The following is a 14,449-nucleotide window of genomic DNA, read 5'->3' as shown; positions in this document are numbered from 1 at the left end:
TCAAGGATAAATCCGTTGAGTCAAATGTTCGTTACAGTGCAGCAGAGGCATTGGGAAATCTGGGGGAGGTTGCCAAACCCTACCTCAAAGACATCATCGACATCCTCAAGGATAAAACCGTTGAGTCAAATGTTCGTTACTATGCAGCAATGGGATTGGGAAATCTGGGGGAGGTTGCCAAACCCTACGTCAAAGACATCGCTGACATCCTCAAGGATAAATCCGTTGAGTCAAATGTTCGTTACAGTGCAGCAGAGGCATTGGGAAATCTGGGGGAGGTTGCCAAACCCTACCTCAAAGACATCATCGACATCCTCAAGGATAAAACCGTTGAGTCAAATGTTCGTTACTATGCAGCAATGGGATTGGGAAATCTGGGGGAGGTTGCCAAACCCTACGTCAAAGACATCGCTGACATCCTCAAGGATAAATCCGTTGAGTCAAATGTTCGTTACAGTGCAGCAGAGGCATTGGGAAATCTGGGGGAGGTTGCCAAACCCTACCTCAAAGACATCCTCGACTTCCTCAAGGATAAATCCGTTGACTCAAATGTTCGTTACGGTGCAGCAGAGGCATTGGGAAAGATAGAACAACTGAACCTGAATAATATTGTTGTAATTCTGGATAGCATCTATTACGCAGGTCAAAGAGAATTTGCACAGTGGCGATTTTTGACATATTTTCTGGGTGGCGGCACTGATGAAGTCAAAACACTGCTCACATGGCTGGGTTTTCCTGAGACTAAAACAATTCCTACTTCATTAACTCGCGATCGCGGTGATAAAACTCTCAAAATATTTGCCCAAGTCTGGGAACCGAGTCGAGATTTTGTACGAGTACGCGAAGACTTAGCAAAGCAAATTGCTGTAGTTGCCAGAAAAGTCCATTGGAAACCACAAGATATTGTTATTTTAGAAACTCACTACAACAACCTCAAAAACGCCGGCTACAACGAAGCTGATTCGCTGCAATCAGTAATAGTTAACGTCAAAACTTGGCAGTGGTTTCTCAACGCCAGAACTACTATTTTGATTCATGCTGCCTTTTGGCTTGTCCTCATCTTCGCTTACCCTAAATTTCCCCAAGTTCAAGCCATCTTCTTCTGGAATCCTTGGGTAAGGCGCATTCTCGGTGTGGGCTACGTCGGCTTAATTCTCACCTGGGTTCCCTTTTTCCGCGAAAAGTTATTTGAACCCTTCAAGCCTTCCCTACTAGCCGATGCCGGGTTAGATAGTTTTAACCCCGAAGCTTACTTCCCAAATTCTAAAGTGAAAGTTCCCGGTGTAGATGAACCCGTACCAATTACCCAAGCGCTACCTAACATCAAAGGACAAGTCATCTTGGAAGGTGATTCTGGCTTGGGTAAGTCAATGTATCTACGCTATTTGGTAAAAACTTCTGGGCGGCTTGTGGTTTATCTACCTGCCCATAAGTGTGACAAAGGGGTAATTGAGGCAATTCAAGCCAAGCTGCACGGACAAGCACAAGATGCTGATTTTCTCAAGAATTTAATTTACAGTGGCGCATTAGATATTTGCATTGACGGACTCAATGAAGTTACCGCCGATACCAGGGCAAAAATCTGTCAGTTTGCCGAAAGCTATTTTCGGGGTAACATCATCATGACCACCCAACCTCTAGAGTGGACACCACCCTCAACAGCCAAAATATATAAATTGCTCCCCCTTGAACAACCACAAATTCAGCAATTTCTGATTTCCCGTCAGCCACGATTGCCCAAAAATGCCAAAGTTCAAGGTACTGATTATGAGCAAGCCACTGCTAGCTTTTTAACCAAAGCCCTCAGTAATCAGCAATCACCACAAGAATTAAGCGCGATTGAGAAGGTTCTCTCTAATCCAATGGATTTAACTGTGGTAGCCCTGATGCTATCCCAAGGCGAATACCCTGATTTATTTCACTTGCAACAACATCAATATCAATTGATGGCAGCAGAATATTTGCAAGAGTGGAACCAGGAATTTCCGCTAAAAAAATTCTCCGATGCTGTTTATCAAATGCGGTTGAAGGATGAGCAAGCGTTACCTGCGGATGAATTTTACCAGGTATTACAGTCTTTAGAAGACGATAAATATAAAATGGTTGTCAGCCGTCAGTGGCAAGACGAAAAAGGCGAAGCCAAGAGAGAATGGTACTTCCGCCACGATAAGATTATGGATTTCTTTTTGGTGCAGAACTTTCTCGGCGAGAGTGAGGAAGCTAAAAACCGTCTCATTGACCACATGGATGACCCCCGTTTTCGTGGTGTCTACTTTTTGCTTGCAACTTTACTTCCGTTAGATGCTGCGAAAGAACTGAAAGAAAAGTTAGTTCAATACGCTGCCGATACCAAAGACCATACTGTGAGTGATACCTTTGTGCAATTGTTGCGACCAAGAGCGTGATATTAATTCGTAATTCTTAATTCGTAATTCGTAATTGAGAAAGAGACTTATAGTCTGAGGGGAAATTTTTGATTTAATTAAAATGAGTATTTGAACTCCATTAATGAGCCTTTTAGCTCCGTTAATGAGTATTTGAACTCCATTAATGAGCCTTTTAGCTCCGTTAATGAGTATTTGAACTCCATTAATGAGCCTTTTAGCTCCATTAATGAGTATTTGAACTCCATTAATGAGCCTTTTAGCTCCATTAATGAGTCTTTGATATTAAATACATTGCGATCGCAGCTTAAAACATATAAATTTAGGCAGAGCGATGTCTGACCACAAGCCGCTCTGCATCTACATCAGTTGCTAACGGCACTTGCGTTAAAACCCGATTGCTAGCTTTAATCAAATCTGCTGCCTTTTCGCCAATCATAATTGTGGGTGCATTTGTGTTTCCCGTGGCAATAGTTGGCATAATGGATGCATCTACAACACGTAATCTTTCAACACCATGTACCCGCAGTTCGGGATCTACCACTGAATCGGAGTCTATTCCCATTTTGCAAGTGCCGACAGGGTGGTATACAGTGTCACAGGTTTCCCGGATGTAAGCTTCAAGTGCTTCATCACTCTTATGATCGGCACCGGGAGCAGCTTCCTCACCTCGGAACTCATCAAATACATCTGACTGGAATATCTGGCGGATAATTTTGATCCCTGCAAGGAGCTTTTGCAAATCGGATTCACTCTGAAGATAATTCATCTGGATTACAACTGGGTCATTGGGTGAAGCAGAACGCAAGGTGAGATGACCACGGCTTTGGGGATTTGTCAGACAGGCTGTAGCAGTAAATCCTGGGCCTTGGCTGGAGTATGCAGGATGTGTCCGCAAAATAGGGCCAGAGTGAAACTGCAAATCTGGTGCAACATCTAAACGCCCTTCAGTATGCAAGAACAATCCAGCTTCAGCGATATTGCTGGTTGAGGCAGGTTGTAAATCCTGAGTTGCTTGGTGTGCAACGGCGACATGAAGATGATCTTGGAGGTTTTGACCGACACCGGGTAAATCAACGACTACAGGAATATCTAGCGATCGCAGATGTTCTGCATTGCCAATCCCAGAGAGCATCAGCAGTTTAGGTGAATCGAACGCGCCAGCACTGAGAATAACTTCCTGATTTACAAAGGTTTGGTGCATCGTTCCCTCGTGCAGATACTCCACTCCAATAGTGCGCGTTCCCTCAAATAGTAGCCGAGTCACTAATGCACCAGTGGTAACTGTTAAATTGGGGCGATCCAAAATAGGTACTAGAAACGCTGCTGCTGTACTGTGCCGCTTACCATCTTTAATAGTCAACTGGTAAAGTCCGGCTCCCTGCTGTTGTGCGCCATTGAAATCAGGATTGTGTTCATAGCCAAGTGCGATCGCTGCTTCTACAAATCGATGTGATGTTACCGCAGGTGCTAAAGGATCTGTGACACTCAGCACTCCATCGGCTCCGTGAAATGGAGACACGCCATGCTGCTGGTTTTCAGATTTCTTGAAGTATGGCAACACATCTTGGTAACTCCAACCATGATTGCCTAATTCTTGCCAGCGATCGTAATCATGCCGATTGCCTCGAATATAAATCATGGCGTTGATCGAACTGCTGCCACCCAAGACTTTCCCGCGCGGACAATAGATTTTGCGGTTATTTAGGTACGGTTCTTCTTCCGTAAAATATGCCCAGTCCACCTCAGTACCCAATAGTTTTGTCCAGTCTACAGGAACTTGATGCTCTGGTAAGGTAGCTGGATTACCTGCTTCAAGTAATAACACAGTAGTTTGACCATCTTCTGTTAGACGATTGGCGACAACACAGCCCGCCGAACCTGCACCAATGACAATATAATCATATTCACTCATAATATTCTCTTTGTTAATGACAACTTTTTTAGAGAAATACTTTTTTTATAATATATTGCTGTGACTGCAATATTTCCTCTATGTCTGTCAACTAAAAGAATAAAGTCCTTGAACTGCGTGAATCTACCCTCTCAACTCCATTAATGAGTCTAGGCTAAGGATAAATTCTTAATTTAATAAAAAAATCTGACCTTTCACGTCATATAAAAAAGCTAACGCTAAACCTAAACCCTGAGCAAGTTTCCTTACTAGAGAATAGAAGCGAGGTTTTTTAGATAAGAGTAAAAAGTCAGATATTAGAATTAGTGAAAAAAGAGATTGTGTTTGTCCTAATACCAGGTAGAATCAATGCTCAGTTCACTGGAACTAAGCTTAATAAATAGGCAAAGGAATTAACCACGACCCCAGTCGCGATCGCGCTCATAGCGACGGTTATTGTCATAAATGTTGCGAAGGTTATTATCGCGTTCATAGCGGCGATTATTCTCGCGTTCATAGCGGCGATTATTCTCGCGTTCATAACGACGGTTATTGTCCCGGTCATAACGGCGATTATTCTCGCGTTCATAACGGCGATTATTCTCGCGCTCATAGCGACGGTTATTGTCCCGGTCATAACGACGGTTATTCTCGCGTTCATAACGGCGATTACGATCGCTGACCTGCAAAATCTAGTGAAAAGTTAAAATTAAAATGAATTTTTCAACTGGATGAATCCACCTTTGGACTCCGTTAATGAGTATTTAACACTCATGAATTCACCTGATAACTCTGTTTCCTGCTTCTCCTGCTCCCTCAGTTCCTCTGCTTTTTTTGAAAGATTCTACTTTTCCTCAATTTGTCGGAAATCGAACATACTTCGAGGCAACGACAACGGCTTTTTCAAACTGCAAATAGAACGCGATCGCACCTTTGCCAAAACCTACCAGCTAGCCAATAATCTAATCTACTAGACAAAACGCACACCAATTATAATTAGTGTGCGTCTGCGGTTAGATTTTAGAAATTCTCGAACTTAGCGATCGCGTCCTTCATTTTATCTACCACCTCATCGACGGGGATAACTCCCAATTCTCCAGAGGCGCGGGTACGGATGCTCAAGGTGTTGGTTTCCACTTCCTTGGCTCCCACCACTGCCATCACGGGTATTTTTTCTTTCTCTGCATTGCGAATCTGTTTACCCAAGCGATCGCCACTGGTATCAACTTCTGCACGGATGCCTAACGCTCTCATCTTCGTTACCACATCTTTAGCAAAGTCTAGCTGTGTATCACCCACGGGTAGTAACCTAGCTTGTACTGGCGCTAACCACAAAGGGAAATCGCCCGCATATTCTTCAATTAAGATCCCAATCAACCTTTCTAGCGAACCAAAAGGCGCACGGTGAATCATCACAGGGCGTTTGCGAACACCATCTTCGGCAACGTACTCTAACTCAAAGCGTTCTGGCAAATTGTAATCTACTTGTACAGTTCCTAATTGCCACTCCCGTTCTAGGGCATCACTAAAGATAAAGTCGAGTTTGGGGCCATAAAAAGCGGCTTCCCCAATTCCTTCAAAGTGTTCCATCCCCAAGGTTTCAACTGCACGGCGAATTGCACCTTCGGCTTTGTCCCAAACTTCATCGGAACCCATATACTTATCACTAGCAGGATCGCGGAAACTCAGTCTAGCTTTAAAGTTCTTCAATTGCAGCTTATTGAACACCGACAAAATCAAATCCACCACACTGAGGAATTCGCTATCTAACTGTTCTGGGGTAACGAACAGGTGAGAATCATCTACAGTAAAGCCGCGCACGCGTGTTAAACCGCCCAATTCTCCTGATTGTTCGTAGCGGTAAACAGTACCAAATTCCGCCAGTCGCATCGGTAATTCCCGATAAGAGCGTAACTCACTCTTATATATTTGGATATGGAAGGGGCAGTTCATCGGCTTCATAACGAAGCCCTGTTCCTGTGCAGCAGCTTCTTGATCGTCTGCCATTAAGGGGAACATATCTTCTTTATATTTCTGCCAATGTCCAGAGGTTTTAAATAAATCTACTCTGGCGATATGAGGTGTTACTACAGACAAGTAACCCCGTTTTACCTGTTCCTGCTTGAGGAAGTCTTCTAAAGTACTCCGCAACACAGTACCTTTGGGTGTCCACAAAGGTAAACCCGGCCCCACTTGGTCAGAAAATATAAATAATCCCAGTTCCTTACCCAGTTTCCGGTGATCTCGTCGCAGCGCTTCTTCTTTGCGTCGCTTATATTCAGCGAGTTGTTCTGGACTTTCCCAAGCGGTGGCGTAGATGCGTTGTAGTTGGGCTTTAGTTTCATCCCCACGCCAATAAGCGCCAGCAACGCTTTCTAGTTCAATTGCTTTCGGGTTTAATTCACTGATATTTTCCAGATGAGGCCCCGCGCACAAATCCCACCATTCATTCCCCAGATGGTAAATTGTGATTGGTTCGTTTTTGATATCTGCCAGAATTTCTAGCTTGTAAGGTTCCTTAATTTCCTGAATCCGGCGTTCGGCTTCTTCGCGGCTGACTTCCTCCCGAATTACTGGCAATTTACGATTAATAATCTTCGCCATTTCTTTCTTGATGGCTTTGAGATCGTTTTCGCTAAATGGTTCTGGATTATCGAAGTCATAGTAAAAACCGTTTTCAATCCAAGGGCCGATTGTAACTTGTGCCTTGGGAAACAGCTTTTGTACCGCCATTGCCATTACATGGGAAGCAGTGTGACGAATCTTTTTTAAGTTCTCCGATTCGCTGGTACGCGGTAAATAAATTTTTTCAACTTGTTCTGACTGTTGTGACTGATTTGATGAATTTGGCGACATTGGCTGCTGAACCGTTGGCGAAATGATTACAAAAGTTGATTTATCTGAATCTGTAGGCTTATTCAACTATAACGACTTTGGTTAATTAGTCATTTGTCATTTGTCCGTTGTCATTTATCCGTTACGAATAACTAATGACTAATAACTAATGACTTTGCGTAGCGGTTTGATTCTGAGTCCTGAATTTTGACTCCTGAATTCTTCTTCAATCCAAAAATAAAGATAAATTTTTGATTTGTTACCTGAGTTGGAAATTCAGGATTGCCCGCGACCGCTAAATTCTCTTATGAATTACAACTCGGTGTCATATATACCTATAGATGCCTGTCCAAAGGCACTGTACAAACCAGATATCAAGACTATATAATAAATTTTGTGCCCTTTGTTACAAAATTTTACATTACAAAATTATGAGAGAAAACCAAAAAGTATTAAGAAACGTAAATAACGTTAATATTAGTAAGCAAGTTTGAAATATCTCTTTTATTTATGTCAGACTCAAATTTACCAGGGACAGAGTTGCTGAAAACGGTTTTAGATCCGCTGCTGGAAGATTTTCAGCATTGGTTTACGCGATCGCGCCATTTACTCGAAACTGAGGAACTCTCATTTATGAGTCAGCAAGAGCAATCTGACTTGCTCTTGCGGGTTAAGCAAGCGCAGGATGAACTAAATACGGCGAAGATGCTATTTAATGCAACTGATAAACAAGTCGGAATTGATATGGCAACGTTAATGCCTTGGCATGAATTAGTAACAGAATGCTGGAATGTCGCAATGCGCTTTCGTCAAGGACGTGAAGTCTAAGGGCGCTAAATTTCGGCAGACAACTTAGCGATGTCTCAAGACTTACCAACGAAGCGTCTACGCAAGATGGTAAATCAATCGTTAAAAAGATAGTAGAAAATTCTTAACAATTTCTTAACATTAACTGGATTAGCAAAATAATGTATCCTATGCTACCGTAAGTGGAATAACGGTTGACAAATAGCTCCATATAAATGTAAGCGCCTGAAAAGTGCGTAGAATAATCGTCTTAACTGTGAGTACAGTATCGGCGAAACAAAGCGTTACAAAATAAAGTTTTAAAAATTGCTGTTCTGGAGGAAAATCAAATGTTACATCTGCTTTACATTCTTGCTTTTACAATCCTTGCATTTATAGCTGTTGGCAACTTAATTCGTAACCTGATTATGTTCAGTTTCGATCGGGAGCGGACTTACCCGACAAATTCCTCGCCAATGAATAACCAAGGCAACTATGGTTATTATTCATCAAAGAAACAGTTTGTACCCCATCCAGAGTTGTTAGATAGCGCGGGCAACTTAATTAAAGAGCCACTTTTGGTAATGCGTTCGATTAACGTTGAAGATGCGCGTCAACATCTCGATGCACTTTACGAAGCATCCCCAGGACATAAAAGAGATAATTCCGAAGAAGCATAATGTAGAGACGCGATTAATCGCGTCTGTTAGGAGTTTGGATGTAAGGGATTGTTGTTTTACATCCTTAATTTTTTTTAGTATAAATTTATTACCATCCTGAAATTTGGTGCGATCGCATCGTTACGCAGGTAAGTTAACAGTTTTTACAACAAATCGTATTGACAACGTAAATACATCTTGCCTAGACTATGAGGTATGGATGTTTTTTTCGTGCTTAATGGTGTCACCTTCCTTTGGAACGAGGAGAAAGCTTGGATTAATCCTAGCAATTATGACGGCATAACATTTCAGCAAGCTGTAGAAGCTTTCTTCGATCCGTTTCTAGTGGTGGTTGATGCAAGCCGCAATGATGAGGAGCGAGATGCTGTGATTGGCTTGGACAGACGATGGAATCTTCTGTACGTCGTCTACATGAGCGGGAAAACGACATGATTCGCATCATCTCGGCTCGGAAAGCGACGCGCAAGGAACGTGAATACTATGAAAGCTGAAGTTTTAAAAAAGCGACTCGATAAAAATCGTCCAACGACAACAATCACAATTCGCATTCCCGAAGATGTGATTGAGGATTTGAAGCGAGTAGCACCATTGTTAGGGTTTTCTGGTTATCAGCCATTAGTTCGTGCTTACATCGGACAAGGACTTAGAGCCGATATCGAGCGACTTGAAGGTGATACTGTTTCTACATTGATTGCTAGCCTAAAACGGCATGGTGTGAGTGATGAGATAATTCGTGAAGCACTCAGCGAAGCTACTGGCGACGCAGCAACACTTAGTAACGGCAGTATTCCTCTGTCATGAGTAGCGGGACTTATCTGCTTGTGTTCTAGGTTACTAGCATAGAATAAACTGCAATCTATTATTTAAAAGTGCATTGACCAGATTTGAGTTCATAGTAGATGGGCCACCAGTATCACAACAGGCTCGTACTCGCGGTAAGGGCAATAGACTTCAAGATTGGAAAAAGACAGTGCGACAAGAGGCTGAAAAATACTGGTCTTTGGAACAAAAAACAGCTACTGGGTTGGTTATGCTGCAAATAACGTATTTCTATGATTCCGATCAAATAGATGTAGACAATATAGTGAAGCCTATTCAAGATGCAATTAAAGGATTAGCCTACGTCGATGATAATCAAGTAAGCGACCTCCTAGTTAGAAAGAGGAATTTGTCAGGTAACTTTAAAATAGAAAATATGACCTCGACATTGGCAGAAGGCTTTGCTCGCGGCAATGAATTCTTACATATTGTCGTAATTGATGCTCCCAACCAGGAGGTAATTATTTAATGGAAACTTCAACCGCAAATTTAGAAAGAGAGCGATTGCTGAAACTAGCAGAGGAGTATCGCCAGAAAGGTTACGAAGTTTTTTTTCATCCAAATCCAGAAGATTTGCCTGACTTTCTTAATAACTATCGCCCTGACATGATAGTACGTCGGGGAGAAGATAATGTAGTTATTGAAGTCAAGTCACGCTCCTCACTTAACTCTTCTTCTAATCAATACTTAGGTAATTTAGCTCAAGCGGTAGAAAAACATCCTGGTTGGAGATTTGAATTAGTAATGACCAACCCAGAGGATACAACGTATTCTCCGAAAGCAGAGGCTTCTCTTCAAAAACATGAAATAGAATCACAGTTGCAAGTAGCAAGGCAACTTACAACGCAAAATCCAGAATTAGCTCTGCTATCTTCCTGGTCTTTAGTAGAAGCAACTTTAAGACTTATTGCCCAAAAGGAAGAGCTAAGTTTACAAAGATTTGATCCACGTTACTTAATAAAGCAATTAGCAACTGAAGGTGTAATTTCAAAATCTGAGTATCAGTTACTAATGAATGCACTCCCATTACGTAATTCTATTGCTCATGGCTTCAAAACTACACAAATTACGCCAAATTCTGTATATGAATTGATCGAGCTTACAGAACAACTCTTGAGAACTGTACACACTGACGATGAAGCAGGCTAACACTGCGTTGGTTGGAGTGGATAGTAGGACAACCCCTGGTGTTGAATTTCAGGCGATGCTACCGAGCGATGTGTACGACGGGCTACGCCTACGCACTAATCATAAAATAGGGAGTGAGCCATTCACCACTCCCTAATCTCATTTAAGCTTCAATAACTACCCGCAAATTACCCCGTTTTTTCGCAACGCGACAAGCAGTCGTAGTCCCAGAACGCTCGAATTCCAGATCGAGGATGGTGGGGCCGACTCGCAAATTATGAAATGACAAACGATTAATCGATTCTGGCAAAGCGGGGTCGATTATTCGCAAGCAGTTATTTTGAGCATCAGGCACCAAGTTGACCATCATTTGCAGTAGTTGAAAAACACTACCCGTAGCCCAAGCTTGGGGAGTGCAGGCAACCGGATACTGCACTGGGGCATTATCACCATTCCGTTCGTAGCCGCAAAAAAGTTCGGGAGGACGTTGATAGGGTTGCTGCTGAGTCATGTCAAATAAACCTTGGAATATTTCTAAGGCTTGATCGATCAGACCGAGCGATCGCAATCCCATTGCAATCAGAGCGTTATCATGGGGCCAAACCGAACCAATGTGATAACCCATCGGATTATAAGCGGGTGACAAACTACTTAGAGTCCGAATGCCCCAACCATTAAACATATCTGGTGCCCGCAACCGTTCTGCTACACTGTGAGCTTTTTCGTCTGTGAAGAGTCCCAATTGCAGACAATGGCCAGGATTTGAGGTAATACTGTCTACTGGCTTGCCTTCTCCATCCAAAGCCAGAGCGCAGAAATCTTGGTCTTCCACCCAAAAATCTTGATTAAAACGAACCTTAAGATTTCTCGCCTCTTCTTGCCAACGATCTGCCAAATCAAGCCGCTTCTTCATCCTAGCTATTTCTGCTAGGCGGATTTTTGCAGCATAGACGTAAGCTTGCACCTCACAGAGGGCAATTGGGCCGTTGGCTAATTCTCCCTTGCGGTCTACGATACAGTCGCCGGAATCTTTCCAACCTTGGTTAACAAGACCGCGTTTGGATTTACGGAAGTAGCTGAGGTAAGTGCTTTGTTTCGTATTGCGATCGATCCACTCCATTGCAGCTAGAGCATTGGGCCAAAGTTGCTCTAGGAGTTCTTGATCGTGAGTCCAAGCATAATGTTCGGCATAGAGCAGCAGCCACAAGGGAGTGGCATCAACTGTACCGTAGTAAGGTGTATGGGGAATTTCTTGACAACGAGCCATTTCTCCCAAACGTAACTCGTGCAAAATCTTACCCGGTTCTTCTTCGCGCCATTCGTCGTCAATTTTACCTTGGTATGTCGCCAGTAATATCAGAGTTTCCTTAGCGATTTGCGAGTTTAACATCAGGCTTTGGGAAGCTGTAATCAGCGAATCTCGCCCAAATAATGTCGAAAACCACGGTACTCCAGCAGAAACAGTCTTATGCTTACCAAAAGACTGGCGCAACAAATACATATCTTGTTCAGCTCGCTCAATCACTCGATTGAAGGTACTCTTATCTGAACTAATGCGGGTAATTTGTTGTACCCAGTGTTGCTCCTCCATCCACTCAGCGGCTTTCGCTTGTCCCAATGTAGTGGCGGCACTCACGGTTGAGCTGGACTGGTTGTTTCTCAACATATTCACTCGATAGCCCAGCTTTTGAGTTTCGTGAGAAGCCAATTCAAGCTGCCAAACCGCAGTGTAACCCTTGAAATAGTCTGGTTGCCGATGCTGGAATAGAATCCGAGATTCCATCACTGAGCCATCCAGACCTTGATAGGCAAGTGTTAAGGATTCTTCTCTAGAAGCAGATGGCTCTTTAGGTACTGGTGCAACACCATCGACCTGAGAAAATGTTCCTTCCTCAGTCGTCGGTTCTACTAAGCGTAAAAGCCGACCTCGTTTTTCTCTGTCATAGCCCCGGACTTCAAATAAATCAACAAAATCCGCATCAAAGCTGATGGTTAGTTCAAAATTGACAGTAGTTGTGCTGTAGTTAGATACTTCTATTTCTTCAAATAGTGCCCCATTCAGCACGAGTTCTCGGCGAATTCCGATAGTCTCGGCTTTCAGGCGGTCGTCGATTCTGGGAGTGGTACACAAAACTGAGAGTGAAAAACCTTTCTCAGCAGTACTACTGAGAAGTACGGGCGATCGCCCTTCAATTTGCAACTCCAAGCGATTGAGAAATCTCGTATCACAACAAAACAGTCCCAGACTGGGATTACCATCGTTGATGGAACAGCCAGAAATATTCCCGATAGTATCTGTCACAAAAAATAAATCATCATCTTTAACCGTTAGTGTCGGTTGCGATCTTTCAGCCACAACACAAGGCCACTCCGGGATCGGTAATTGTTCGGCAGGAATAAAAGTTTTTCCATCCAGAAAAATTTTTTCTGGGGTCATTAGCGTATCCGGGGTCATTAGACAAAATTCCGCGTACAGGTCTATATTTTGGTGGTCTTTTGAGTAGAAGTCTCTTACCCAAGAGGCAGAGAGGAAATAAGAAATACTCTCTTGCTTTGGGACAGAGCAACTAAATTTATTTAGGTCGGAAAAAGAAAGATTTGTGTCGACACACGTAGTATAAATAAAGAATAGCTTATCGTCGAGATACACAAAGTACGGAGTCAGGTCAATTATCTTGCCCTGCTTTTACAGCGCTTTTTAATTGACCTACACTACCTCTACTCCCCGTCTCAGTCGTGGTCTAAATAGCTGAAAGTCACTGTAAATATGGGGTTTTCCCTTTGCGCCCATCCTCTCTGCTTCTTGTTCATCCTCACAACTTCCAAAAAAAGACGCTCTTTAAAACTCGTTTGAGCTATTCTAGCCAAAATAATCCTGACATATTGCTGACAAAATAGCAGCGCTTATATCTATATAAACAAATCTTGTTTATGAAGGATGCAGAAGGACGTTCGGCGATCGCTCAGTCGAGCCGCAGGAGGTGGCAGGAAGACTGCCCTGTCTACGACACGCTGCGCGAACAGCAATAACTGTCTTTCGTCGATAAATTTATATTTTATAAGCCTCAGATCGAGATTGAAAACTGAGGATTTTGAGATAATTTATTAGTCGTTGAACTTTCAAAGACACAAGTATATAGCGCTTACGCACTGTACAAACTAACTATCTTGTGTATTAACGAAAATACGTTGTTTCAGCCTTTTACAAACTATCATTTGTGAGTTGCGTAGGCGTAGCCAGCCGCAGGCATTGCAATCAGGGAGTTGAAAAATTTAGCTAAAAGCTTTGAAAGGCATAGTTGCTATTTTGGCCTCTCTGTCAATTCCTAAGTCCTAATATAGTATACTCAGCAAAAACGTCTTACAGTTTTTGTTGAACATAAAGAAAATTTATTTAGTATCCGATTTTATTTTAAATAATCTTTGATATTTGATTAGACTAATTTATGATAATTAATTTATTAAGTTTAATCACTAATCAGGATTAAGTTATGTAAATATTGCAGTCAAGATTTTTGGCTAAGAAATTGATTTAGCGAGCAGAAATCAACATCGGCAAAAGACTTCTTGCATAAGTCGGGAAAAGGGGAAAGGGTTCTGTATTGTCCCCTTCCCCTTTAACCTTTACCCTTTTCCCCCTCTTGCAAAAAGCATAAATGCCAAGAGGTCTAAAGTAGGCGATGTCTACGACAGGCTATTTTGCCGACGCATGGACTGTAAATCGATTGTCCGTGCTGATTAGCGGACATAGGATTTAAAACAATACAACAATTAATGTTTTAGTACTTACTCCTGAAAGATTTTACCTGTGCAAGCAAAAGCATCAGTTGTCGAGAATGTATATTGGGCGTAATAGGTTGTCAATCAACAAATCAAGTTCCATGCTCCTTAGTTAGTAACAAAGTGTTGCGACTGCTTTGGCG

At 42.5% G+C, this 14,449-nt stretch carries 11 protein-coding genes; 7 read left to right on the top strand and 4 right to left on the bottom strand.

Annotated features, from left to right (window positions below):
* On the top strand, positions 1–2,405 hold a 2,405-nt coding region (locus V7K45_RS04285; RefSeq protein WP_335000705.1), incomplete at its 5' end, for a HEAT repeat domain-containing protein.
* A gap of 301 nt (positions 2,406–2,706) precedes the next feature.
* On the opposite strand, the gene V7K45_RS04280 is transcribed toward V7K45_RS04285, so the two are convergent.
* The 3 genes from V7K45_RS04280 to thrS form a co-directional block, all read right to left on the bottom strand.
* Complete coding sequence (locus V7K45_RS04280) at positions 2,707–4,299, bottom strand: GMC family oxidoreductase (RefSeq protein WP_335000703.1); 1,593 nt, start codon at positions 4,297–4,299, stop codon at positions 2,707–2,709.
* A gap of 392 nt (positions 4,300–4,691) precedes the next feature.
* The gene (locus V7K45_RS04275) at positions 4,692–4,967 is read right to left on the bottom strand and encodes a hypothetical protein (RefSeq protein WP_335000701.1); all 276 of its coding nucleotides are present in this window, start codon (positions 4,965–4,967) and stop codon (positions 4,692–4,694) included.
* A 331-nt stretch (positions 4,968–5,298) separates the two neighbouring features.
* Positions 5,299–7,134 (bottom strand): threonine--tRNA ligase, encoded by a 1,836-nt coding sequence (thrS, locus tag V7K45_RS04270; RefSeq protein ID WP_335000717.1) that lies wholly within the window; start codon positions 7,132–7,134, stop codon positions 5,299–5,301.
* Positions 7,135–7,623: 489 nt separating this feature from the next.
* Between thrS and V7K45_RS04265 the strand changes: the two genes are divergently transcribed.
* From V7K45_RS04265 to V7K45_RS04240, 6 genes are all read left to right on the top strand, one after another.
* Entirely contained in the window at positions 7,624–7,941 is a 318-nt protein-coding gene (locus V7K45_RS04265; protein WP_335000699.1) for a DUF2605 domain-containing protein, read from the top strand.
* 308 nt (positions 7,942–8,249) lie between these two features.
* Positions 8,250–8,579 carry a DUF2973 domain-containing protein gene (locus tag V7K45_RS04260; RefSeq protein ID WP_194045128.1) on the top strand — a complete coding sequence of 110 codons (330 nt, stop codon included), beginning with the start codon at positions 8,250–8,252 and terminating at the stop codon, positions 8,577–8,579.
* A 195-nt stretch (positions 8,580–8,774) separates the two neighbouring features.
* Entirely contained in the window at positions 8,775–9,011 is a 237-nt protein-coding gene (locus V7K45_RS04255; RefSeq protein WP_335000697.1) for a BrnT family toxin, read from the top strand.
* A gap of 48 nt (positions 9,012–9,059) precedes the next feature.
* Positions 9,060–9,380, top strand: coding sequence for a hypothetical protein (locus V7K45_RS04250; RefSeq protein ID WP_335000695.1), 321 nt, complete (start codon positions 9,060–9,062; stop codon positions 9,378–9,380).
* A 73-nt stretch (positions 9,381–9,453) separates the two neighbouring features.
* On the top strand, positions 9,454–9,867 hold the full coding sequence (locus tag V7K45_RS04245) for a RusA family crossover junction endodeoxyribonuclease (protein WP_335000693.1): 414 nt from the start codon (positions 9,454–9,456) through the stop codon (positions 9,865–9,867).
* Positions 9,867–10,547 (top strand): hypothetical protein, encoded by a 681-nt coding sequence (locus V7K45_RS04240; RefSeq protein WP_335000691.1) that lies wholly within the window; start codon positions 9,867–9,869, stop codon positions 10,545–10,547. Before V7K45_RS04245 ends, V7K45_RS04240 begins: the two co-directional genes overlap by 1 nt.
* 142 nt (positions 10,548–10,689) lie before the next feature.
* On the opposite strand, the gene V7K45_RS04235 is transcribed toward V7K45_RS04240, so the two are convergent.
* On the bottom strand, positions 10,690–12,981 hold the full coding sequence (locus tag V7K45_RS04235) for an amylo-alpha-1,6-glucosidase (RefSeq protein WP_335000689.1): 2,292 nt from the start codon (positions 12,979–12,981) through the stop codon (positions 10,690–10,692).
* Positions 12,982–14,449: the final 1,468 nt, after the last annotated feature.

Origin of the sequence: Nostoc sp., assembly GCF_036917375.1 — a bacterium.
GTDB lineage: Bacteria > Cyanobacteriota > Cyanobacteriia > Cyanobacteriales > Nostocaceae > Nostoc.
The sequence above is the reverse complement of the archived record's forward strand: the minus strand, read 5'-3'. Positions and strand labels throughout refer to the sequence as shown.